Genomic DNA, 21,352 nt, shown 5'->3' with positions numbered 1-21,352 from the left:
ACTGCCAGGCACCCATGCTGATGACCACCACGACCGCCACCTTGTCTCTGTCCCTCTCCCACGATGCGGTCATCGCCGCCGCCCAGCGTGCGGCACGCGCCATCCCGCCGCTGTGGCCGCTCGCCTCCAGCGTTGCGGTCAACCCCTTCCTCGGCCAGGCCGGCGAGCCGCTGCAAATGGCGGCGGCGCGGCTGCGGCGTGCCTCCGGTATCGCCATCACCATGCCGCGGCACTGGTATGCAGAACGGCTACAGTCCGGCGCGATCACCGAAAGCGATCTGCAGGCGGCCTTGCAGAACGCGCCGGCCGCGCTGCGCCCGCCAAGCGTGTCCGCGCTCGAACACGCCATCCAAGCCGCACGCCCTGCCCCGCAAGCGATCCCCACGGTCGCCGAGCTGGCCCGCGACGCCGCCGCGATCGACTGGCCCGGCATCGTCGACGAGCGTATCGGTCACTGGGCCGCCGGCTACTTCGACCAGGGCCAGGCGCTCTGGGCGCTCGGCCAGTCCGGTGGCGCTTACGGCACCTGGCGCCTCATCGCGACCCACGACCTGACTCCGGAAATCGCCGGCCTGTCAGGTTTCGCACGGTATGTGGCAGAGGCGCCAGCCAATGCCGAAGACGCCATTGTCGACTGCGTCGCTCGCCTGGGACTTTCGCAGGAGGCGCTGGAGGGGTATTTCCACCGCTTGCTGACCACGCTGGGCGGCTGGGGCCAGCTCGCCCGGTATCGGCTTTGGCAGGCAGAGTTGAACGGCGCCACCGATGCATGCGTCACCGACCTGCTCGCCATCCGCATGCTCTGGGAGGCCGCGCTGCTGGGCCACGGCGGCTGCGCGCTGGTGCCTGCCTGGCAGACGGCCATTGCCGCCTACGCCGAGCCGGTCGCTGCGACGTCGGACGATGTCATCGACAGCATCCTGCAGGAAGCGGCCGAACGTGCCGCGCAGCGCAAGCTCAACGCCGTGCTGGCCGCGCCAGCGCCGGCCCAGGTCGCACCTGGCCGTGCGCGGCTGCAAATGGCGTTCTGCATCGATGTACGCTCGGAAGTGTTCCGCCGGGCGCTGGAAAGCCTCGATGCGGTCATCCAGACCCTGGGGTGTGCAGGATTTTTCGGCTTGGGCATCGGCCATCGCCGGTTTGCCTCGGACGTGGTCGAGGCGCGCCTGCCGGTGCTGCTCACTCCAGGTGTAATCACCTGCGCAGGTGACGCGACCTCCCCGGCCGCGATGTCCGAACGCAGCGCACGGATCGCAGCACGTGCCAAGCGCGCCTGGGGCCGCTTCAAGCTGGCGGCCATTTCCTCGTTCGCCTTCGTCGAGGCCACCGGCCCGATCTACGTCGCCAAGCTGCTGCGCGACGGCTTGGGGCTGGCTCGCCAGCATGCGCCGAACGAGCCTGCGCCGCGCCCTGCCAACGGGCTGGACCTGGACACCCGGCTGACCATGGCCACGCGCATTCTCAAGGCGATGTCGTTCACCGGCGGCTTCGCCCGGCTGGTGGTCATCGCCGGCCACGGTGCAAACGTGGTCAACAACCCGCATGCGAGCGCGCTGCACTGCGGCGCATGCGGTGGCTATTCGGGCGAAGTGAACGCGCGGTTGCTGGCGTCGCTGCTCAACGACAGCGAGGTGCGCGCCGGTCTTGCCGCACGCGGCATCGTCATTCCCGCCGACACGTTATTCCTGGCCGCACTGCACGACACCACGACCGATGCGGTCACCCTGTACACCGCCGATCACGCTTCGCCCGGGCATGCCGCCGATCTCGCCCAAGCGGCGCAGTGGCTGGCCGCAGCAGGGGCACTGGCGCGCGGGGAACGTGCCGCGCGCCTGCCGCGGGCGCATCGCAGCCAGGACATCGCACACCGCGCCCGCGACTGGGCCGAGATTCGCCCCGAATGGGCACTTGCCGGCTGCCAGGCCTTCATCGCCGCGCCGCGCTCGCGCACTGCCGGGCGCGACCTGGCCGGACGGGCCTTCCTGCACGACTACGACTGGCGATATGACGACGGCTTCGGCGTGCTGGAGTTGATCCTGACCGCGCCGGTCGTCGTGGCCAGCTGGATCAGCCTGCAGTACTACGGATCGACGGTCGCGCCCGAACGTTTCGGCGCCGGCAACAAACTGCTGCATAACGTCACCGGCGGCATCGGCGTGGTCGAGGGCAACGGCGGCATCCTGCGCACCGGGTTGCCGTGGCAATCGGTGCATGACGGCCAACGCCTGACCCACGAACCGCTGCGGCTCTCGGTGCTGATCGAAGCACCGCCCGAAGCGATCGCCAACATCCTCGAACGTCACCCGCAGGTCCGCGCGCTGTTCGACAATCGGTGGCTGCATCTTTTTAGCCTGGACGACGCAGGCCGCATGGCGCACCGCTATCTCGGCGACCTGCAATGGGAGACGTGCCTCGGCGATGCGCAACACGCCTAGCGCAATGTCGCGCCGGTGCTGTCGCGCCGGTGCTGTCGCGCCGGTGCTGTCGCGCCGGTGCTGTCGCGCCGGTGCTCGTGAAGCATCTTCTCGCCACTCCCGCCGCGAACGTCAGCAGCGGGAGGGCTGGCTTGGTGTTTTCTCCCAAGCCAGGCAGTGCCGCTCGGATCAAAGCAACACAACAATGCTTGCGCCCAGACGTGGAAACTCCAAGCCCATTTTCCGCTGTCGATTGGGCCATCAAGGCACACGACTTGGTTCGGGCAATGGCAGGATGCACGGCGCCAAGCCGGGGCCAGCGTCGGCCGCCGGCTGCCCGCCTAGACGCAAGGATGGCGCACCTGTCGTCCCGCTCAGGCCGCCGCTCGACCCGGACGGTAGCTGTATACGAGCCAACCCATCGCTGCGGCGAACACCAGCGTGTGGATCACATCGCCGTGCAGCACCATCAGTTGGGTGACGAACGCGCCGATGGATACGCAGGTCAGGAGCGCGGCACCGATTGCGACCGTTGGTCGGCGGATCAGCAGCAGCGCGCCGATCAGTTCGATGCTGCCGGTCAGCAGGCGAAACCACTGGCCCAGGCCGATCTGCTGGAACTCGGCCACCATCTGCGGCTGCCCGCTGAGCTTCATTACGGATGCGGCGAGAAACGCCAGGCCGAACAGCACGCGCAGCGCGATCAGCGACTTGGATTTCAGTGAGCTAGACATGGGATTCCTCGGTGTGGCGTTGTGGGACTCGTTGAAGATGGAGATTGGCCGCGCTCGATGTGGTGATCGATGCCGCCGCTGCACGGAGACAACCGTGCTTCGTCATGGACCGCAGGGTGCGGTCTTCCAGCGCGCTATCAGGTCGCAACAGACGCTCGCAGCGCCACCACCGGATGCAGCAGCGCCGCGGCGTTCAATGGGTCAGGACGATCTTTCCTTGCGCGCCGGCTGCGGCGGCTTGCTGCGCATCGCCGAGTTGCTCGAGCGTGAATGTCCTGGCGATCGGAACGACCAGCTCACCGCGAACGGCGGCGTCCAGCACCGCATCGAGCGTCGCGGCATCGGTGCGGTGGTAGATCTCCTGGATCGTCACGCGATCGTTCGCATTCGCTCCTTCCGGCACTGGCACGATGCTGACTACACGGCCGCCGTCGCGAACCTGTGCGATGAGGTGACCCGCCACCGGCGCCGCTGCGCTGATGCCGAAATCGAACGCAGGAGCGTGGACCTGAGCGGTGATGTCCAGGGCTTCGCCCGCCAGCTCGCGCGCTTCGGCGATCCGCTGCGGCCGCACCCCGGCCACGGGTTGGGCACCCAGTTGCCGAAGGTATTGAATCGCTACCCGTCCCACTGCGCCCAGCCCGCCGGAGACAAGGACACGTTGCCCCGCCTTGACACCCAGCGCATCGACGGTCTGCCGTCCGGTCAGCCCTGCCTTGACCAGCGCCGCGCCTTGCTCGAAGCCCAGGCTCGCCGGCAGCCGGGCGATCGAGCTTGCGGGTAGCACGCCGTATTCGGCATGCGCGCCCTTGCCGTTCGCCGCAAAGTCCGCGACGACACGGTCGCCGACCGCCCAACCGGTGACGCCGGTGCCCAGCGCAACCACGGTACCAGCGGCGTCGCCACCGAGGATGGCGGGTAGCGGCAACGGAACGTATTGGGCCATGAAGCCTTGCCGCAGGAGGAGGTCGAACGGATTGACCGCAGACGCGGCGATCTTGATCAGCACCTCGCCAGGTCCGGGTTTCGGCGTGGGCACGTCCGCGATCGAGAATTGATCGACGCCGCCATAGGATTTGAGCAGTACAGCCTTCATTGCGAATCTCCTGGAGTTGAACGGCGGCCTGGCGAGGTCGCCGGGCCGACGGAGCGATCGACGGACACCGGCGTCTGGCCGAATCGAACGCTCGATATGGTCAGTCCGCCGAAGAAGTCCGTTTGCTGGTAGGTGGTGGCGCCAGGGTCGTCCCAGGCCGCGCCCACCGCGACCATCAGCGGAAGCAGATGGTCCTCTCGCGGATGTGCGATACGGGCCGCAGGAGCGTCCTCCCAACGACGCAGCCGCGCCGCCCGCTCGTCAGAGACCGTCTGGACCAGCGTCTGCTGCAGCCAGGCATCGAATTTCTGCGACGGTTCTTGGCCGCCCTCGCCGAACATGAGCCGCAGGTTGTGAAAGCTCAGGCCGCTGCCGACGATCAACACCCCCTCCTTGCGCAGCGGCGCCAAGGCGCGGCCAGCTGCCAGATGCGATGCCGGATCGAGGGCTGCGTCGAGCGACAGTTGGACGATGGGCATGTCTTCGTCGGGATACAGCGGCGTCATGATGCTGAAAGTGCCGTGGTCGAAACCGCGCAAGGGGTCTGGCCGCGCGGTGAGGCCTCCGGCGTGCAGCAGCGACAGCACACGCTGCGCGAGCGCAGGAGAACCCGGTGCGCCGTACTTGATCGTGTCCAGGTGCTCGGGAAATCCGTTGTAGTCGTAGACCATGCCTGGACGCGCGCCCGAGGAGACGGCAAATCCCACCTCCTCCCAATGGCCGGAGACGACCAGGATCGCCTTGGGCACCGTGCCGAGCTCGGCACGCATGTCGATCAGCGACTGCTCGAGCACGGAAAAGTTGGCGCGAAGATGGCCGCTCATGTACCGCCAGGGACCACCGCCAAGACTGATGAAGTAGGTTGGAAGCGTTGTGTCGCGCATGTCGCGTTCCTGAAGCCGCACCGGTCTCGGGCATCCGGCGAATCGATGGGGCCAGGATCGTGATCTTTCGCTGGTTGATCAACGCACGTAGAGTGGATGGATCATTTCTTTTCAGTTGATGATCCTGGACACCATGACCAGTCTGCGGGTGTTCTGCACAGTCGCCGAGCTGCGCAGCTTCACCGCCGCCGCAAGGCGCCTGAACCTGTCGCCAGCGATGGTCAGCAGGCACGTGGCGCATGTCGAAAGCCGCATCGGCAGCCGCTTGCTCAATCGCACCAGCCGACACGTGAGCCTGACCGAAGCCGGTGCGCTCTACGTCGCCCAGGCCAGGCAGCTGATCGAAGGGCTGGACGAGGTGGAGGCGGCGATCGGCAATGTCACGCAAACGCCGCGAGGCATCTTGCGGCTCAGCGCGCCGGTGTGGGTCGCCACCCCCTGCTTCTCGAGCCTGCTGGCAGACTACAACCGACGCTACCCGGACGTGTGCCTGGACATGGATCTGAGCGGGCGTCGGGTCAATCTCGTGGACGAGGGCTTCGACCTCGCGCTGCGTGCGACAGACACCAGCCGGCTCGACCCAGGCCTGGTCGCGCGGCCGCTCATGCAGATGAAGTTTCGCCTGATGGCATCACCGGCCTACCTCAATCGCGCAGGCCACCCGCGCACGTTGGCCGATCTCAACGGTCATGCGTTGCTGCGCTACAGCGGCATCGCCGGTAACGAGAGCATCGTGCTGGGCGATGCAGACGATCGGCAGACGGTGAACTTCCATACCGTGCTGCGAAGCGAGAACGAAACGCTGCTGCATCTGGCCGCGCTCGAAGGCATGGGCCTGGTGTTGCTGCCGACCTGGATGGTCCAACGCGACATCGATGCAGAACGGCTGACCATCGTGCTGCCCGATGCGTTCACGCTCAACTCGACGCTGCACGCGGTCTACCCCAGCCGGAAGTTCCTCTCGGCCAAGGTTCGGAGCTTCGTCGACTTCATTGCCTCCAGGGACCCGGTTGCATAGGTCGATCCAGGCAAGCCCCTCCTCCAGCTGTCAACCGGACGTGCGCTCGTTGCGGATGACCAAGCGACCTGGCGATGGTCTTCTTGGCTTCGATGCGCGTTTGGCCGGCCATCGCCAGCACAACCCGACAGACCCATCGGTGGCCGTCGTCCTGGTCGGCATTGATACGCCCAGGGTTCCGTAGACACTCAAGACCCTCGTTGCGCGTAGCGCCGTTCAAACTCTACAGGGGACAGGTCACCAGTTGAACCGTGGCGGCGGTTGGGGTTGTAGAACATCTCGATGTAGTCGAATACCTCGGCGCGTGCGGCGTCCTTGGTGGGATAGATTCGTCGCCTGATCCGCTCGCGTTTGAGCAGGCCGAAGAAGCTCTCCACGGGTGCGTTGTCGTGGCAGTTGCCACGCCGACTCATGCTGCACACCAAGCCATGGGACGCCAGGAAACTCTGCCAGTCATCGCTGGTGTAGACCGACCCTTGGTCTGAGTGAACCAAGCAACCAGCATTGGGTTTGCGCCGCCACACCGCAGACAACAAGGCCTGCACGACCAACTCGGTGTCGGCCCGATCGCGCATCGCCCAGCCGACGACCTGCCTGGAAAACAGATCGATCACCACAGCCAGGTACATCCAGCCTTCGTGCGTGCGGATGAAGGTGAAATCGCTCGCCCAGGCCGTGTCCGGCTCGGTCACGTCGAACTGTCGGTCAAGCAGGTTGGCCGCCGCCTTGCACTGCATCCCTCCATGGAAGCGCGGTTTGCGACCATAGCCCACCTGGGCACGCAATCCCTCGGCGCGCATCAATCGATGCACCCGATGGCGACTGCAACGCTCACCCAGATCGCGTAGATCCTTGGCGATCTTGCGATGCCCATACACACTGCCGCTGGCCAGCCAGTGGTGCTTGATCAGCCCCAGCAGGCGTTCGTCTTCCTTGGCGCGCTCACTGTCCGGCGACTTTAGCCACGCGTAGTATCCAGCCCGGTTCACCCGCAACACCCGGCACATCGCACACACCCTGAACTCCCCGCAGTGGGCTTGCATGAAGGCGTACTTTGCCTTTACCCCTTGGCAAAGTACGCGGCGGCCTTTTTTAGGATGTCGCGCTCCTCGGTCACTCGACGCAACTCTGCCTTCAGCCGCCGAACCTCGGCGCTCTGGTCCACCTCGGCGCGCTGTACCACGCCGGGCTTGCCGAACTTGCGCAGCCAGGCGTACAGGCTGTGCGTCGTGACACCCAGCCGCTCGGCGACGTCTGCCACCTTGAACCCACGATCCGTCACTTGCCGGACCGCCTCGATCTTGAACTCATCCGTATACCGCTTGCTGCTCATAGACATCTCCGAATCGACTATTTTCCATGGCCATGAGATGTCTAGGAAACCCTGGGCGTATCACACTTTCTGTCGCGCAATGAAATCAAGCGGCAAGCTGTTTAAACTCCCAAGCAACGCCGCATTCTTAGCAGCTCCGAATTCGCCGGCAGTCATGTAGAGGAAGATGCTATCACCGACCCCTACACGAGGAACTACTGTAGCGATCGTCGTGCGATCATCAGTGGAACGCGCGTTGCGGCGCCAGCCCATTAACCAACGAGGACTACGGTGGTCCATCCAAATATCGAGTTCGGCATGCAAAGCGCTATCGCGGGTATTGGAACGGGCTTGCGTAGCGATGCTTTGCAGGATGACGAGTTCATCATCGGAGAGGGCTAGGTCACCGTCATGCAACGCCCATTTAGCGAATTCGGTAATGGCTTTTTTGCCGGTGATTTTATTTTCGTGTAAAGCGGTAAGGCAGGCAGGATAGTCGCTCGACAGTATTCGTTCCACATGCGGGGTAGTTCGCAGTTTCTGAGCGTCGCTGTAACTACCATCGAACTCGGGAATGCCGGCATTGCGGCGAAAGAGCTCGCCGGCAACCCACTGGGCCAGTGCCAACCACAACGCATCTATCGCCTCACGCTGAATGTCTGGGGAATTGGCTTGATAGCCGGCCAACCAAGCCTTGCTGATGGCGCGGGGCACACGGGCAATTTGGGCCAACACTTCATTCTGGCTTACGCAATAGCGTGTTATCGGCGTGTATGTGGGATCTACATGCTCCTCCTCGGTACAGTCCCGACTCGGCCAGTTTGCAGAGGCGACGCCCGCTGTCGGGATGAATGTTGCCCATCGGTGATCGAACTGGTGAATTAGCTTACCTTCGTACAAGGGCAATAGCGGGGGCGCTGGATCGATAAATAGCGCGCTGTCACTCGTCATGTTGAAAAGCCCCTGCGAAAAACGAATTCCCCAAGGGTTTGCTTCTGGTTCGATGACTTCCCCCACACCATTCGTGACTGCTTCACGGACCAGCACCGGCGCCTGACGATAGAGCTTTTTTGTCAGCTCGGCGTCACGCTGACTGCGGAAGACCGGACAAGTACGAGTGTTGGGGTTGATCAGTGCGAACTCTTGCGGGGTCAGAGTGAAGTGACGACGGTTATCGACTAAATGGCTTACCTGGGTGGCGAAGCACACGAAACGCGCGGCCTCTGCATTGCCCAAAGTCAGCACGCAGAACTTGTAGCTGCGATGAACACCGGGGAATACACCTTCACTGTTCTCGAAGTCAAACAGACTGACTAACTTGCCCGAGCCCGCCACATGGCCAAAAAAGTCCTTGGCCGTATCGTCGGTGGCAATACCCGTCGGCACGATAATTCCCGAGTTACCGTGCGACTCCATTCCTTGCAAAAAAGCCTCCGCAAACAATCGGTAGGTATTTATTTTTCCAACCGCTGTCAGGGGGTAGCGACTGCTGGCGCGGTAGAAAAGATTGCTCGCATCAAAGCGGCGCTTTTCCTCCTGATAGTCCTGCCACAAACGGGGATGTTCTTGTTCCAGAGCCGCGATGGCACGCTTTCTGTGCTCACCCGACAGTGATGCGATTTCGGGGGCTCGGGCTGCAAAGAACTCCTCTTCACCCAACTGCGATACCTCCCACGGCGGATTACCCAGCATCACGCTGAAACCGCCTTGCTCGGCGATATGAGGAAAGGCCAGCCACCAGTGCAGCACCCGAGCTTGAGCGCAGGCATGGCGGGCAGCAGTTTCCGCTTCGTCGAGGGTAGGCTCGGCTTCGTTGTGGGCCACCGCCCACAAGTGGCGGGAACTGGGCAGTAGCTGACCCTCTGCCTTAGGCAACAGGAAAGCGCCCAAGTAGAGGTCGGCCAGCCGTGCCAGGCGGCTCAACCGGGCGGCAGCGCGTGCTTGCTGCCAGCGAGCCTGCTTGGCGGCCACCTGGCCCAGATCGTCATCGGTCAGTTGTTCCAGTGCGCCAGTGCGGGCGGCCAGTTGCTCCTCGCGGAACAGGTCGCCGCTTTGCAGAGCGCGCTGCCAGCTTTCCCGTTCCCGCTTGTTCTGTTTCTTCAGGGCGGTGACCAGAGTCTTGTCGTCGCCGCTCAGGGGAGTGAAGGCGGCATCCGGCAGGCCTCGGTCGAGAATAGCGGGATCGAGTACGCCCAACAGGGCATCGCCGCATTGCAGATGGTGATCCAGGAAGCCCAGGGGTTTGTCGGGTGTCATGGCCTCCAGCCACAGCGACATGCGCGCCAATTCCAGCGCCAGCGGGTTCAAATCCACGCCGTAGATGCAGTGGCCGATGACGTCGCGCAACGCCTGGCGGTAGTCGTCGCCGCTGGGCGTACCCTGGGCGCGCAATTGCGCCAGGTGATTGGCCAATCGCCTGGCGGCGGCAAGCAGAAAATGGCCGCTACCGCAGGCCGGGTCACAAACGGTGATCGACAGCAGTGCGGCCTGTGGGTCGCTGGCACCTGCTATGCGCTGGCGAATGACCGGTTCCAGCGCAGAATTCAACAGCTCCTGTACCAGGGGATCGGGCGTGTAGTAACTGCCGCTGGTCTTGCGGGCATTGCCCTGGCTTTGCTCGGCATTGGCAAAGCGGAATACGTGGCCATCCTGGGCGACCTGGGGCACCAGTTCCAACAGGCTTTCATAGACGCTGCCCAGCTCTTCCGGCCCCATGTCACGCCAGTTGATGCGGGTGAGGCTACCGCCGTTAGGTATCCAGGCCAGCCGGTGAGTCGCCGCCAGCAGGGTATTGTTGCCCAGGCCGGCGTGATCCAGATCAGGGCATTGATCGGTCGCGAACAGGCCTCCCAGTGCCGGCAGCGCCAACAGGGGCTCACCGCTGGCCAGCCCTGCAAACACTGGTTTGAATGCATGCCAGAGGTCGGTATGGCGATCCCAGGTTCGGCGGCGTCGGGTGCGTTCGCGCAGGCGACGCAGGCTGTAGCCGTTTTGGTACAGGCGAATGGCTTCAGGGTCCGCGTGATCCGGGTGCAGCAGACCACGCTCCTCGATGGTCAGCAGGAAGATGAGCCGGTAGACCAGACGCAGTAGTTGCTGGAAGTAATCGTCGGGCGTGAGTTCGCCGCTCGCCAGGCGCTGACGCAAGGCGCCATTGCCGGCTTCGGACAGAAAGCCTTGGCCCAGGGTCTTGAGCGCATCCTCCACACCGATGCGCAGTTTTTCACGGGCACGGGTGCCCTGCTCGCGGCTGGCGGTGTACCAGGCTTCCAGTGCGCATTGCTGCGGCAGTTGCTGACCTTGGCCGAAGCGGCTGGCGTGGATCAGCAGCCACAACAGTGAGAAGTCGGCGAAACGCTGCTCGGTAAAGATGCGCTCCAGATCGGCTTCGATCCAGGCCGGGCGGGTCAGGCTGGCATTGTCACGGGCGACCCGCAGCGACAGGCCATTGCTCGCGATGCCCCACAAGGTGGTGTCGGCCGCATTGAGGTAGTCCTGCAACAGCCCGAAGGCGCTGCGCTGGCGCCCGCCATCGCCCAAGCGGCGGTCACGCTCTTCCAGACGCTGGTCGTAGGGAGCGACCACCAGCGGCAACCGGCCATTGCCAGCGGTGGCCGTGAGTGGATAGCTGCGCTCATCCAGGATTTGCGGTTCGACGCCGGCAACGATATCGATAACGCCGAACACTTCGCGCAGCAACTGAGTGACGAAGCGTTGTGTCAATGCCTGGGCATCGCTTGCACCCGTGCGGGTGGCGGCGAAATCGTTCCAGTGCGCTTCGGCGATACGCCAGTGGCGTCCCAGTTCGTCGCGCAGATTCAGGCCGGTAATCCCCCCGCCCATTAGCAGACGCCAGAAGTGGAATTTTCTCGTATCCTTTCTCGAGGAGGTTCCATGAAGAAGTCCCGCTTTACCGACAGCCAGATCATCGCCGTGCTCAAGCAGGCCCAGGCCGGTGCGCCCGTGCCGGAGCTGTGCCGCGAGCACGGCATCAGCTCGGCCACGTTCTACAAGTGGCGCAGCAAGTTCGGCGGCATGGACGTGTCCATGGTCGCGCGCATGAAGGAGCTGGAGGAGGAGAACCGCCGGCTCAAGAAGATGTACGCCGAGGCGCAGCTCAGTACCGACCTGCTGAAGGAAGCGCTCGCAAAAAAATGGTGAGGCCATCTCAGCGACGCGAGATGGCCCAATCGGCAGTCACGAGCGGGCGTACGAACATCCGCCACGCCTGCCAGGCCTTCGCGGTGAGCGAGACCTGCTTCCGTTACCAGGCCAAGGCCAGCGAGCAGAACGCCCGGATCGCCGACTGGCTGATCCGCCTGACGACCGCCCATCGCGACTGGGGCTTTGGCCTGTGCTACCTGTACCTGCGCAACGTGAAGGGCTTTGGCTGGAATCACAAGCGGGTCTACCGGATCTACCGCGAGCTGGAGTTGAACCTGCGGATCAAGCCGAGGAAGCGGCTGGTGCGTGAGCGGCCCGAGCCTCTGGCGGTGCCGGAGGCTATCAACCAGGTCTGGTCGATGGACTTCATGCACGACCAGTTGGCCGACGGCCGCAGCTTCCGGCTGTTCAATGTGCTCGACGACTTCAATCGCGAGGGGCTGGGGATCGAGGTCGACCTGTCGCTGCCGTCAGCCCGGGTGATCCGATCGCTGGAGCAGATCATCGAGTGGCGCGGCAAGCCCGCCGTGATCCGCTGCGACAACGGCCCTGAATACATCAGTGGCGCGTTGCTGTCCTGGGCGCAGCGGCATGGCATCCGGGTCGAGCACATCCAGCCGGGCAAGCCACAGCAGAACGCCTACGTTGAACGCTACAACCGCACCATCCGCTACGCCTGGCTCGCCCAAACCCTGTTCGACACCATCGACCAGGTGCAGGACAAAGCCACCCGCTGGCTATGGACGTACAACCACGAGCGTCCGAATATGGCGCTCGGCGGCATCACGCCTGCCATGAAGTTGGCGATGGCCGCTTAGCTCCACTTCTGGCGACCGCTAGAAGTGGGGGGATTACCGATCGGTGCCGGGTGAGTGCCGGTCAAAGACCGTTATTGGAAGCTAGATGATGCAAAAAGCACCGTTGCAGGCTGGAGCGAATCCAATAGAGACGCCGCAGGCGCGGAAGCGCTGCGGCGTGTTGGACTGAGAGAGAAATGAGAATTCGTGAAGATAGCGATCAGCGCTTCAGCGTCGGGGCGTGTCCTAGATTTTGTGTAACCGGGCCACAGGCAGGAGACTGCCACCTAACCCGGAGACACCATGAGCCCACGCACACATGAGGTACCCGACGAGCTGCTTAGCAGCCTGTTGGTCAACTACACCAAACCCGAGGATCTGATCGGCGAGAACTGCCTGCTCAAGCAGCTGACCAAGCGGTTGGTGGAGCGGGCGCTGGACGCGGAGATGACCGAACACCTCGGTCATGACAAGCATGAGCCGGTCGCCAACGCGGCCGGCAACACGCGCAACGGACGCAGCCGCAAGACGCTCAAGGGCGAGTTCGGCGAGCTGCCGATCGAGATTCCGCGTGATCGCCACGGCAGCTTCGCGCCACAGCTGATCCCCAAGCACCAGACCCGCTGGGCCGGCTTCGATGACAAGATCTTGTCGTTGTACGCGCGCGGCATGACCGTGCGCGAGATCCAGTCGCACCTGGAGGAGATGTACGGCACCGAGGTGTCGCCGAGTCTGATTTCCTCAGTCACCGATGCGGTCGTCGAGGAGGTCAAGGCGTGGCAGGCGCGGCCACTGGATCCGGTCTATCCGATCGTCTATCTGGACTGCATCCACGTCAAAGTGCGCGAGGGCGCGGTGCGGGTCAAGGCGGTGTACCTGGCCATCGGCATCACCATGGGCGGCGAGAAGGAAGTGCTGGGCCTATGGCTGGCGCAGGCCGAGGGTGCCAAGTTTTGGCTGCAAGTCGTGACGGAGCTACGCAACCGCGGGGTGCAGGACATCTTCATTGCCTGCGTCGATGGCCTGAAGGGGTTTCCCGAGGCGATCGAGGCGGTGTTCCCGCAGACCACCGTGCAGCTGTGCATCGTGCACATGGTGCGGCACAGCCTGAACTACGTCTCGTGGAAACGCCGCGCCGAGGTTGCCGCCGATCTCAAGCGCATTTACGCCTGCGCCACCGTCGAGGAGGCCGAGCAGGCACTGACCGAGTTCGAGGCCAAGTGGGACGCCCAGTACCCGCCCATCAGCCAGTCATGGCGGCGCAATTGGTCACGACTGATCCCGTTCTTCGACTACCCACCGGAGATCCGCAAGGTGATGAGCGTGTGCAGAATTTTGTGTAACCGTGGTTTGGGTTACCGCTGAGGAAGTCGCCCCTCGAACTGGATCGTAAAGCGGTTCAGCGCAGCCTTCCAGTCGCGGATCGGCAGCGTCCATTTCTTGGTGATGTTGCGCAGAGCCAGGTAGAACAGTTTCATCAAGGCTTCGTCGCTGGGGAACGCGCCGCGGTTCTTGGTCAGCTTGCGCAGGCTCATGTTGACCGACTCGATGGCGTTGGTCGTATAGATCACCTTGCGGATCTCCGGTGGGTAGTCGAAGAACGGGATCAGTCGTGACCAATTGCGCCGCCATGACTGGCTGATGGGCGGGTACTGGGCGTCCCACTTGGCCTCGAACTCGGTCAGTGCCTGCTCGGCCTCCTCGACGGTGGCGCAGGCGTAAATGCGCTTGAGATCGGCGGCAACCTCGGCGCGGCGTTTCCACGAGACGTAGTTCAGGCTGTGCCGCACCATGTGCACGATGCACAGCTGCACGGTGGTCTGCGGGAACACCGCCTCGATCGCCTCGGGAAACCCCTTCAGGCCATCGACGCAGGCAATGAAGATGTCCTGCACCCCGCGGTTGCGTAGCTCCGTCACGACTTGCAGCCAAAACTTGGCACCCTCGGCCTGCGCCAGCCATAGGCCCAGCACTTCCTTCTCGCCGCCCATGGTGATGCCGATGGCCAGGTACACCGCCTTGACCCGCACCGCGCCCTCGCGCACTTTGACGTGGATGCAGTCCAGATAGACGATCGGATAGACCGGATCCAGTGGCCGCGCCTGCCACGCCTTGACCTCCTCGACGACCGCATCGGTGACTGAGGAAATCAGACTCGGCGACACCTCGGTGCCGTACATCTCCTCCAGGTGCGACTGGATCTCGCGCACGGTCATGCCGCGCGCGTACAACGACAAGATCTTGTCATCGAAGCCGGCCCAGCGGGTCTGGTGCTTGGGGATCAGCTGTGGCGCGAAGCTGCCGTGGCGATCACGCGGAATCTCGATCGGCAGCTCGCCGAACTCGCCCTTGAGCGTCTTGCGGCTGCGTCCGTTGCGCGTGTTGCCGGCCGCGTTGGCGACCGGCTCATGCTTGTCATGACCGAGGTGTTCGGTCATCTCCGCGTCCAGCGCCCGCTCCACCAACCGCTTGGTCAGCTGCTTGAGCAGGCCGTTCTCGCCGATCAGATCCTCGGGTTTGGTGTAGTTGACCAACAGGCTGCTAAGCAGCTCGTCGGGTACCTCATGTGTGCGTGGGCTCATGGTGTCTCCGGGTTAGGTGGCAGTCTCCTGCCTGTGGCCCGGTTACACAAAATCTAGGACACGCCCAAGGTGATCTATACGACCAACGCCATCGAGTCGGTCAACATGAGCCTGCGCAAGCTGACCAAGAACCGCGGCGCGTTCCCCAGCGACGAAGCCTTGATGAAACTGTTCTACCTGGCTCTGCGCAACATCACCAAGAAATGGACGCTGCCGATCCGCGACTGGAAGGCTGCGCTGAACCGCTTTACGATCCAGTTCGAGGGGCGACTTCCTCAGCGGTAACCCAAACCACGGTTACACAAAATTCTGCACACGCTCTCTCATCACGCCAATTTTTCAGCCGCTCATCGACTCCCTGACAGGCACGAAGACCGACTACAGCGCCTATGGCGCGCTTCGCCATAACGCACCGGCTGCACTGCAGCTAATCGGCTATGCGTGGATCAGCGCAGCCATCGGTGAGGAACTGGTGTTTCGAGCATTCTTGATGCATCAACTGGAGGCTTTGTTCAAGCGCAGCAGTCTCGGCCGCCTCACTGCAGCCAGTGTCGGCGGTGTCGTGTTTGGCGCCATGCATGCGAGCCAAGGCATCTCGGGAATCGTGCTGACGGGTATTGTCGGCGCAGCATTCGGCTATGCGTATCTGCGCTCAAACCGCAATCTGCTGGCGCTCATCCTGGCACACGGACTCGTCGATACCTGGGGCGTCACGACGCTCTATCTTGGGTGGTATTGACTGCCTCATGCGTTGGCCCACACACGGCACATCAGGCGGCGGCATTCGATCCCCTCGAACTCAACTCGGATCCGTGGAGTAATCACCCATGCCCTCCCCCCGCAGCCGCACTGGCTGCCCCTGCCCCTGCCGCCACCAGGATGATGTCGAGTCGCGGCACACGCCTCCAGCACACCACACCTGGTGGCACGGACCTCAATCGATGCACATGTTCGGCAGGCGACGGCCTAAGAGCGTCTGCCCCATCGTTGCGACAGACGCCCTTCGAGCTGCGCTATGGACGCCTTCTAGTATTCTTTCCAACCACTTCCGCCAGCACTGGTGGTCACTACGCGAGAATTGGTACGCGCCGAGCGGTCTGACCGTGCCTTGGCGGCTGGGGACGGCGTAAGGGATCTGACAAGTTCTCTGGCGGAGGCAATGTGGTCATCGTCAGTCTTGAATACGGCAACTGCCTGGGTCAACTGCATGGCCTGCTCTTCGAGCGAGCGCGCAGCAGCGGTGGCTTCCTCGACCAGAGCGGCGTTCTGCTGGGTGCTCTCGTCCATCTGGGTAACGGCCCGGTTGACCTGTTCGATACCGGCCGATTGCTCCTGCGAAGCTGCAGAGATCTCACCCATCAGGTCGGTGACCCTCTGCACGCTGGAGACGATTTCGCCCATGGTTTTGCCTGCGGTGTGGACCAACGCGGAGCCTTCAGCCACACGCTGCACGGAGTCCTCGATGAGTTCCTTGATCTCCTTGGCCGCACCGGACGAGCGTTGCGCGAGGGTACGCACTTCCGAGGCAACCACAGCAAAGCCGCGGCCCTGATCGCCGGCGCGCGCCGCCTCTACCGCCGCGTTCAGGGCCAGGATGTTGGTCTGGAAGGCGATGCCGTCGATGACGGAGATGATGTCGGAAATTTTCTTGGACGAGGCTTCGATGCCAGACATGGTCGCGACCACTTTACCCACGACCGCACCGCCCTGGGCCGCCACACTGGCGGCTCCGAGCGCCAACTGGTTGGCCTGACGGGCGCCTTCGGCATTCTGCTTGACGGTAGAGGTGAGTTGCTCCATCGAAGCCGCGCTTTCTTCCAGATTGGCGGCCTGTTGTTCAGTGCGCTGCGACAGATCCTGGTTGCCGGCGGCAATCTCGCTGGCCGCACCCTTGATCGACACTGCCGAGGCCTTGATGCTGCTGACGATATCGGCCAACTGCGTCGCAGTGGCGTTGGCATCGTCGCGCATCTGCGCAAACACGCCGCGAAATTCACCGCTCATGCGTGCAGTCAAGTCGCCGGCGGCGATCGACTGCAACAGGTTGGACAACGACTGCAAGTTACCGTCAGCGGTCGCCATCAACGTGTTCAGGCTCTCCACCATCACACGGAAGTCGTATTGGAATTGCTCGGCATTACCGCGTGCAGCAAATCACCATTGGCGGCAGCCTGCGCCAGGTGCTTGATCTCATGATTCATCGTGGACAAGTTTTGCTTGACATGCTGCATGGCAGAGGTGATGGCGGCTTTCTCGCCGGGCAATTGCGGCATATCCTCGCTCAGGTCACCGATGGCATAACGTTCGATCAAATGCACGGTCTGCATCTTGACGTTGATATGGGCGGCGACCAACTCGTTGGTCTCGTTGGCCATCAGACCGTATTCGCCGGGAAATGCGGCGGCATCGATCCGGAAACTGATCTGACCTTCGTTGTGGCGCCTGACTATTTCGCCCTGCGCGGCTAGCAAACTGCGCAGCTGTTGCTGCATCTTATGCATGGCGGTAAGCAATCGACCTGTTTCGTCGCCGAAACGCGTTTCCACATCGTTGTCCAGCTTGCCACTTGCAATCCACTCAGCGGCACGGGTGGCGCGGGGCGTGTCCTAGATTTTGTGTAACCGGGCCACAGGCAGGAGACTGCCACCTAACCCGGAGACACCATGAGCCCACGCACACATGAGGTACCCGACGAGCTGCTTAGCAGCCTGTTGGTCAACTACACCAAACCCGAGGATCTGATCGGCGAGAACGGCCTGCTCAAGCAGCTGACCAAGCGGTTGGTGGAGCGGGCGCTGGACGCGGAGATGACCGAACACCTCGGTCATGACAAGCATGAGCCGGTCGCCAACGCGGCCGGCAACACGCGCAACGGACGCAGCCGCAAGACGCTCAAGGGCGAGTTCGGCGAGCTGCCGATCGAGATTCCGCGTGATCGCCACGGCAGCTTCGCGCCACAGCTGATCCCCAAGCACCAGACCCGCTGGGCCGGCTTCGATGACAAGATCTTGTCGTTGTACGCGCGCGGCATGACCGTGCGCGAGATCCAGTCGCACCTGGAGGAGATGTACGGCACCGAGGTGTCGCCGAGTCTGATTTCCTCAGTCACCGATGCGGTCGTCGAGGAGGTCAAGGCGTGGCAGGCGCGGCCACTGGATCCGGTCTATCCGATCGTCTATCTGGACTGCATCCACGTCAAAGTGCGCGAGGGCGCGGTGCGGGTCAAGGCGGTGTACCTGGCCATCGGCATCACCATGGGCGGCGAGAAGGAAGTGCTGGGCCTATGGCTGGCGCAGGCCGAGGGTGCCAAGTTTTGGCTGCAAGTCGTGACGGAGCTACGCAACCGCGGGGTGCAGGACATCTTCATTGCCTGCGTCGATGGCCTGAAGGGGTTTCCCGAGGCGATCGAGGCGGTGTTCCCGCAGACCACCGTGCAGCTGTGCATCGTGCACATGGTGCGGCACAGCCTGAACTACGTCTCGTGGAAACGCCGCGCCGAGGTTGCCGCCGATCTCAAGCGCATTTACGCCTGCGCCACCGTCGAGGAGGCCGAGCAGGCACTGACCGAGTTCGAGGCCAAGTGGGACGCCCAGTACCCGCCCATCAGCCAGTCATGGCGGCGCAATTGGTCACGACTGATCCCGTTCTTCGACTACCCACCGGAGATCCGCAAGGTGATCTATACGACCAACGCCATCGAGTCGGTCAACATGAGCCTGCGCAAGCTGACCAAGAACCGCGGCGCGTTCCCCAGCGACGAAGCCTTGATGAAACTGTTCTACCTGGCTCTGCGCAACATCACCAAGAAATGGACGCTGCCGATCCGCGACTGGAAGGCTGCGCTGAACCGCTTTACGATCCAGTTCGAGGGGCGACTTCCTCAGCGGTAACCCAAACCACGGTTACACAAAATTCTGCACACGCTCGTGGCGCGGCCAAGCGGTTGCGTCAAGCTCAACGTAATGAAATATGCCAACGACATGCTGACCGCGATGACCATGCCACCACCTGCTAGCAGCACGATCTTGCCTTGATGCATCGCCGCCATTGCATCGTTGTAGGAGCCGCTGGTCTGTTTTTCCTGCAACGCGACGTTTTCAGCGATTTTACCTTGCCAATTCAGCATCGCTGGACGGGCAGTCTCACTCAAGAAAGCTTCCGCTTCGGCGTTCTTGTTGGCCACCGCCAACGCGATCACCTGATCGTTCAAGCCACGCGAAATCTCACGAGCACTATCGATTTCGGCACGTATCTTTCGCCCAGCCACCGATGGCGTAAACGCATCGAGCGCTTTTCGCATTTCCGCATAGCGCTGCCGCTCTGCCTTGATGGTCGCCAAAGCCTCTTCGTTGAGCTCGTCGGAGTTCACCATCGCCAGCGTTCCGAGCGCGACGAAAATCTTCGCGTTCGCGTCGGCCATCGCGTTACTTAGACGCATCTTCTCAACGTTCACCTTGACGATACGGTCCAGCTCGGTACGAGCGCGGCCCATGCTGTAGAGCCCGACACCGACAAGCACGCACGAAAGCAAAATCAAGATGCCGAACGCCGCTCCCAGGCGTCGGCCAACGTTGAAGCGCTGCAGGAATGTATTCATCACAAGTCTTGGATGTCTGATCGACGCATCTCAGAAAACATCGCGCGGGGAGCGTCTAGCCGCGATTCCAATAGCGGCCCAGGCATTTGGAAAGTTGATACCTCATTTGCAAAATTTTATAGGTCGATACGCAGAATAATTAACTGGATCACGCGCTTAATAATTTTCCGACAAATTAAACCCGACTCAAGCATGCGCCGCGTAAGGCAAGGGCGCCCAACCCTTCATTTAAAAGCCTTGCCCTGCCAGAGTTTTGCCGAGCCGCCTGGACAGGAACTAGGCATCCTCATGGGTGCTCGCGCACTTCCAATGACGGCGACCAAGGTCCACACGGGGCTAGTCACGCCTGGCAACGGTCGGGGCTGCGCTTGACGGGTGCGGGGTCTAGTCCCTACGTGGGTAGACTTCGCTAAGCGCAGCATCGCTGCGTCGCCGCAATCGGGAACGGGCAAGCTTGGAACCGCTCGTCAAGACCTGCAGTGCTGGATCTGGGGCGGCAAAGAACAGCCGTCTCCTGCGTTCTCCGCGACGGCTATGACGTCGAAGGCCGCCCTCGCTCAAAGATGCGTGGGCCACTCGTTACTGCCGGGTGCCGGAAAAGATTCGCAACAACGCCTGACCCATAGTGTCGAGACGTCCAACGACGTGCTTTACCCTTTAGTGCGCTCCAGTGAGGATTCCAGACACGCTGAGCCGTCTTCTCAGACAGGCGATGCCCGAATGCAGGCAAATCAGCCCAACTCGAAAACCATAAGCATTCAGGCAGGCCGACGCGGGAGACGAGCCAGGGTACGAATTCGCAATCGCACTGGTATCCACGATGTCCAGCTCCATGGATATCTGCCTACAGGCCAAATGCGCCGATGCGTGTTCGCGCCCGGCAATTGCTTGCTGGTGACCCCGGCCCGATTCGAACGGGCGACCTTCCCCTTAGGAGGGACAACGTCGCTACACTAAGACCCAAGCAGGACAAGGCTTTGCGTTGAAGTCCAGCCCGACTGTGGCAAGTCTGTGGCAACGATCGGCCAACTCAACCGATTGTCAAAGAAGTGGTGACCCCGGCTGGGTTCGAACCAGCAACCTCGTCCTTAGGAGGGACGCGCGCTATCCAATTGTGCCACGGGGCCATCCGTCTAAGGATACAGGGAGACGCTAAGTGAGCAAAGCCAAAGCAGCTGTCAAGCCGGGGCGCACCAAGACCTTCAATGGCACGCTTCCGCGCGGCATCAAAGCCTCCCAGGCCGTTAGCTCTGTGGCGGGCGTGACGCTCAGGACGGACGGGCAGCTGAGGTGGGAGGCGCGTATCCGAAGGTCCCTCGACGGGCAGGCGTTGAAGTTCCCGCTGGTGCGCTACCCCGTCGACCCCAAGGCGCCCCCAAATACCGAGCACCACATCGACGCTGCGCGGCTCATGGCCGAGGCCTATGTCCGCCGAGAACACGCCTCCTTGGAGCTTCGGCAAACCCCGTATGCCCACACTGCCGAGGCCTGGACCTTCGGGGATCTGCTGCGCCGGTTTGTCCAAGAAATCGATGATGGGCTGATCAAGCACGCGTCGGTCAGAACCGACCACTCCAATGCCTATCTCTTCTTGGGAGGCGGCAACGGTCTTGGATTGAGCCAGACCGGCATGCCCCACCTCACCCGCAAGCTGGCCAAGGATTTGACTCAGGATGACTTCCTGGGGTAATCCCCCCGCCCATTAGCAGACGCCAGAAGTGGAATTTTCTCGTCCCCTTTCCCGAGGAGGTTCC

General features: G+C 62.7%; 11 protein-coding genes, 1 tRNA gene and 6 pseudogenes. 8 read left to right on the top strand and 10 right to left on the bottom strand.

The features are described from left to right. Positions 1-14: 14 nt before the first annotated feature. A complete protein-coding gene (locus ACCQ00_RS09795) occupies positions 15-2,435 on the top strand; it encodes a YbcC family protein (protein ID WP_039583475.1) in 2,421 nt (806 codons plus the stop codon). A gap of 353 nt (positions 2,436-2,788) precedes the next feature. On the opposite strand, the gene ACCQ00_RS09790 is transcribed toward ACCQ00_RS09795, so the two are convergent. From ACCQ00_RS09790 to ACCQ00_RS09780, 3 genes are all read right to left on the bottom strand, one after another. After that, entirely contained in the window at positions 2,789-3,148 is a 360-nt protein-coding gene (locus ACCQ00_RS09790) for a DoxX family protein (protein ID WP_039583472.1), read from the bottom strand. 193 nt (positions 3,149-3,341) lie between these two features. Then, positions 3,342-4,244, bottom strand: a complete 903-nt coding sequence (locus tag ACCQ00_RS09785; protein WP_039583470.1) for an NADP-dependent oxidoreductase — start codon at positions 4,242-4,244, stop codon at positions 3,342-3,344. Beyond that, on the bottom strand, positions 4,241-5,128 hold the full coding sequence (locus ACCQ00_RS09780; protein ID WP_446697762.1) for a DODA-type extradiol aromatic ring-opening family dioxygenase: 888 nt from the start codon (positions 5,126-5,128) through the stop codon (positions 4,241-4,243). Before ACCQ00_RS09780 ends, ACCQ00_RS09785 begins: the two co-directional genes overlap by 4 nt. A 118-nt stretch (positions 5,129-5,246) precedes the next feature. Between ACCQ00_RS09780 and ACCQ00_RS09775 the strand changes: the two genes are divergently transcribed. After that, entirely contained in the window at positions 5,247-6,146 is a 900-nt protein-coding gene (locus ACCQ00_RS09775; protein WP_039583466.1) for a LysR family transcriptional regulator, read from the top strand. A gap of 188 nt (positions 6,147-6,334) precedes the next feature. Here ACCQ00_RS09775 and ACCQ00_RS09770 read toward each other — a convergent pair whose 3' ends face one another. From ACCQ00_RS09770 to ACCQ00_RS09760, 3 genes and pseudogenes are all read right to left on the bottom strand, one after another. After that, on the bottom strand, positions 6,335-7,357 hold the full coding sequence (locus ACCQ00_RS09770) for an IS3 family transposase (protein ID WP_236493351.1): 1,023 nt from the start codon (positions 7,355-7,357) through the stop codon (positions 6,335-6,337). Continuing rightward, a pseudogene (locus tag ACCQ00_RS09765) lies at positions 7,330-7,479 on the bottom strand (transposase); the annotation flags it as partial. The pseudogene ACCQ00_RS09765 and the gene ACCQ00_RS09770, both read right to left, overlap by 28 nt. A gap of 60 nt (positions 7,480-7,539) precedes the next feature. Next, the gene (locus ACCQ00_RS09760; RefSeq protein WP_127446489.1) at positions 7,540-11,301 is read right to left on the bottom strand and encodes an Eco57I restriction-modification methylase domain-containing protein; all 3,762 of its coding nucleotides are present in this window, start codon (positions 11,299-11,301) and stop codon (positions 7,540-7,542) included. A 51-nt stretch (positions 11,302-11,352) separates the two neighbouring features. Between ACCQ00_RS09760 and ACCQ00_RS09755 the strand changes: the two genes are divergently transcribed. Next, positions 11,353-12,440 (top strand): IS3 family transposase gene (locus ACCQ00_RS09755; RefSeq protein ID WP_099770609.1). Its coding sequence is split into 2 segments (ribosomal slippage): positions 11,353-11,605 and positions 11,605-12,440, totalling 1,089 coding nucleotides; the frame shifts between segments, so codons are not numbered across the junction. A 282-nt stretch (positions 12,441-12,722) separates the two neighbouring features. Next, positions 12,723-13,769 (top strand): annotated as a pseudogene (locus ACCQ00_RS09750) (IS256 family transposase); the annotation flags it as partial. Positions 13,770-13,774: 5 nt separating this feature from the next. On the opposite strand, the gene ACCQ00_RS09745 reads toward ACCQ00_RS09750, so the two are convergent. Beyond that, entirely contained in the window at positions 13,775-15,001 is a 1,227-nt protein-coding gene (locus ACCQ00_RS09745; protein ID WP_011345585.1) for an IS256-like element ISXax1 family transposase, read from the bottom strand. A gap of 66 nt (positions 15,002-15,067) precedes the next feature. Here ACCQ00_RS09745 and ACCQ00_RS09740 point away from each other — a divergent pair. Next, positions 15,068-15,286, top strand: a pseudogene (locus tag ACCQ00_RS09740) (transposase); the annotation flags it as partial. A gap of 34 nt (positions 15,287-15,320) precedes the next feature. Beyond that, positions 15,321-15,740: pseudogene (locus ACCQ00_RS09735) on the top strand (CPBP family intramembrane glutamic endopeptidase); the annotation flags it as partial. A gap of 287 nt (positions 15,741-16,027) precedes the next feature. Here the strand turns inward: ACCQ00_RS09735 and ACCQ00_RS09730 are convergent. Then, a pseudogene (locus ACCQ00_RS09730) lies at positions 16,028-17,598 on the bottom strand (methyl-accepting chemotaxis protein); the annotation flags it as partial. 66 nt (positions 17,599-17,664) lie between these two features. Here ACCQ00_RS09730 and ACCQ00_RS09725 point away from each other — a divergent pair. Further along, a complete protein-coding gene (locus ACCQ00_RS09725; protein WP_011345585.1) occupies positions 17,665-18,891 on the top strand; it encodes an IS256-like element ISXax1 family transposase in 1,227 nt (408 codons plus the stop codon). On the opposite strand, the gene ACCQ00_RS09720 is transcribed toward ACCQ00_RS09725, so the two are convergent. Beyond that, on the bottom strand, positions 18,882-19,598 hold the full coding sequence (locus ACCQ00_RS09720) for an MCP four helix bundle domain-containing protein (RefSeq protein ID WP_080949174.1): 717 nt from the start codon (positions 19,596-19,598) through the stop codon (positions 18,882-18,884). The two genes, ACCQ00_RS09725 and ACCQ00_RS09720, sit on opposite strands and share 10 nt — an antisense overlap. A 1,050-nt stretch (positions 19,599-20,648) precedes the next feature. Then, a tRNA-Arg gene (locus ACCQ00_RS09715) sits at positions 20,649-20,725 on the bottom strand. Positions 20,726-20,754: 29 nt separating this feature from the next. On the opposite strand from ACCQ00_RS09715, the pseudogene ACCQ00_RS09710 reads away from it, so the two are divergent. Then, positions 20,755-21,285: pseudogene (locus ACCQ00_RS09710) on the top strand (site-specific integrase); the annotation flags it as partial. Between the last annotated feature and the right edge of the window lie 67 nt (positions 21,286-21,352).

This window comes from Xanthomonas sp. NCPPB 3761, from assembly GCF_041475705.2.
Classification (GTDB): Bacteria; Pseudomonadota; Gammaproteobacteria; order Xanthomonadales; family Xanthomonadaceae; genus Xanthomonas; species Xanthomonas phaseoli.
The sequence above is the reverse complement of the archived record's forward strand: the minus strand, read 5'-3'. Positions and strand labels throughout refer to the sequence as shown.

Excerpts from the sequence above, each read along its gene's own strand:
- ACCQ00_RS09775 (WP_039583466.1), top strand. The coding sequence starts at position 5,247 with ATGATCCTGGACACCATGACCAGTCTGCGGGTGTTCTGCACAGTCGCC.
- ACCQ00_RS09720 (WP_080949174.1), bottom strand. The coding sequence starts at position 19,598 with ATGAATACATTCCTGCAGCGCTTCAACGTTGGCCGACGCCTGGGAGCG.
- ACCQ00_RS09745 (WP_011345585.1), bottom strand. The coding sequence starts at position 15,001 with ATGAGCCCACGCACACATGAGGTACCCGACGAGCTGCTTAGCAGCCTG.
- ACCQ00_RS09760 (WP_127446489.1), bottom strand. The coding sequence starts at position 11,301 with ATGGGCGGGGGGATTACCGGCCTGAATCTGCGCGACGAACTGGGACGC.
- ACCQ00_RS09725 (WP_011345585.1), top strand. The coding sequence starts at position 17,665 with ATGAGCCCACGCACACATGAGGTACCCGACGAGCTGCTTAGCAGCCTG.
- ACCQ00_RS09780 (WP_446697762.1), bottom strand. The coding sequence starts at position 5,128 with ATGCGCGACACAACGCTTCCAACCTACTTCATCAGTCTTGGCGGTGGT.
- ACCQ00_RS09790 (WP_039583472.1), bottom strand. The coding sequence starts at position 3,148 with ATGTCTAGCTCACTGAAATCCAAGTCGCTGATCGCGCTGCGCGTGCTG.
- ACCQ00_RS09795 (WP_039583475.1), top strand. The coding sequence starts at position 15 with ATGCTGATGACCACCACGACCGCCACCTTGTCTCTGTCCCTCTCCCAC.
- ACCQ00_RS09785 (WP_039583470.1), bottom strand. The coding sequence starts at position 4,244 with ATGAAGGCTGTACTGCTCAAATCCTATGGCGGCGTCGATCAATTCTCG.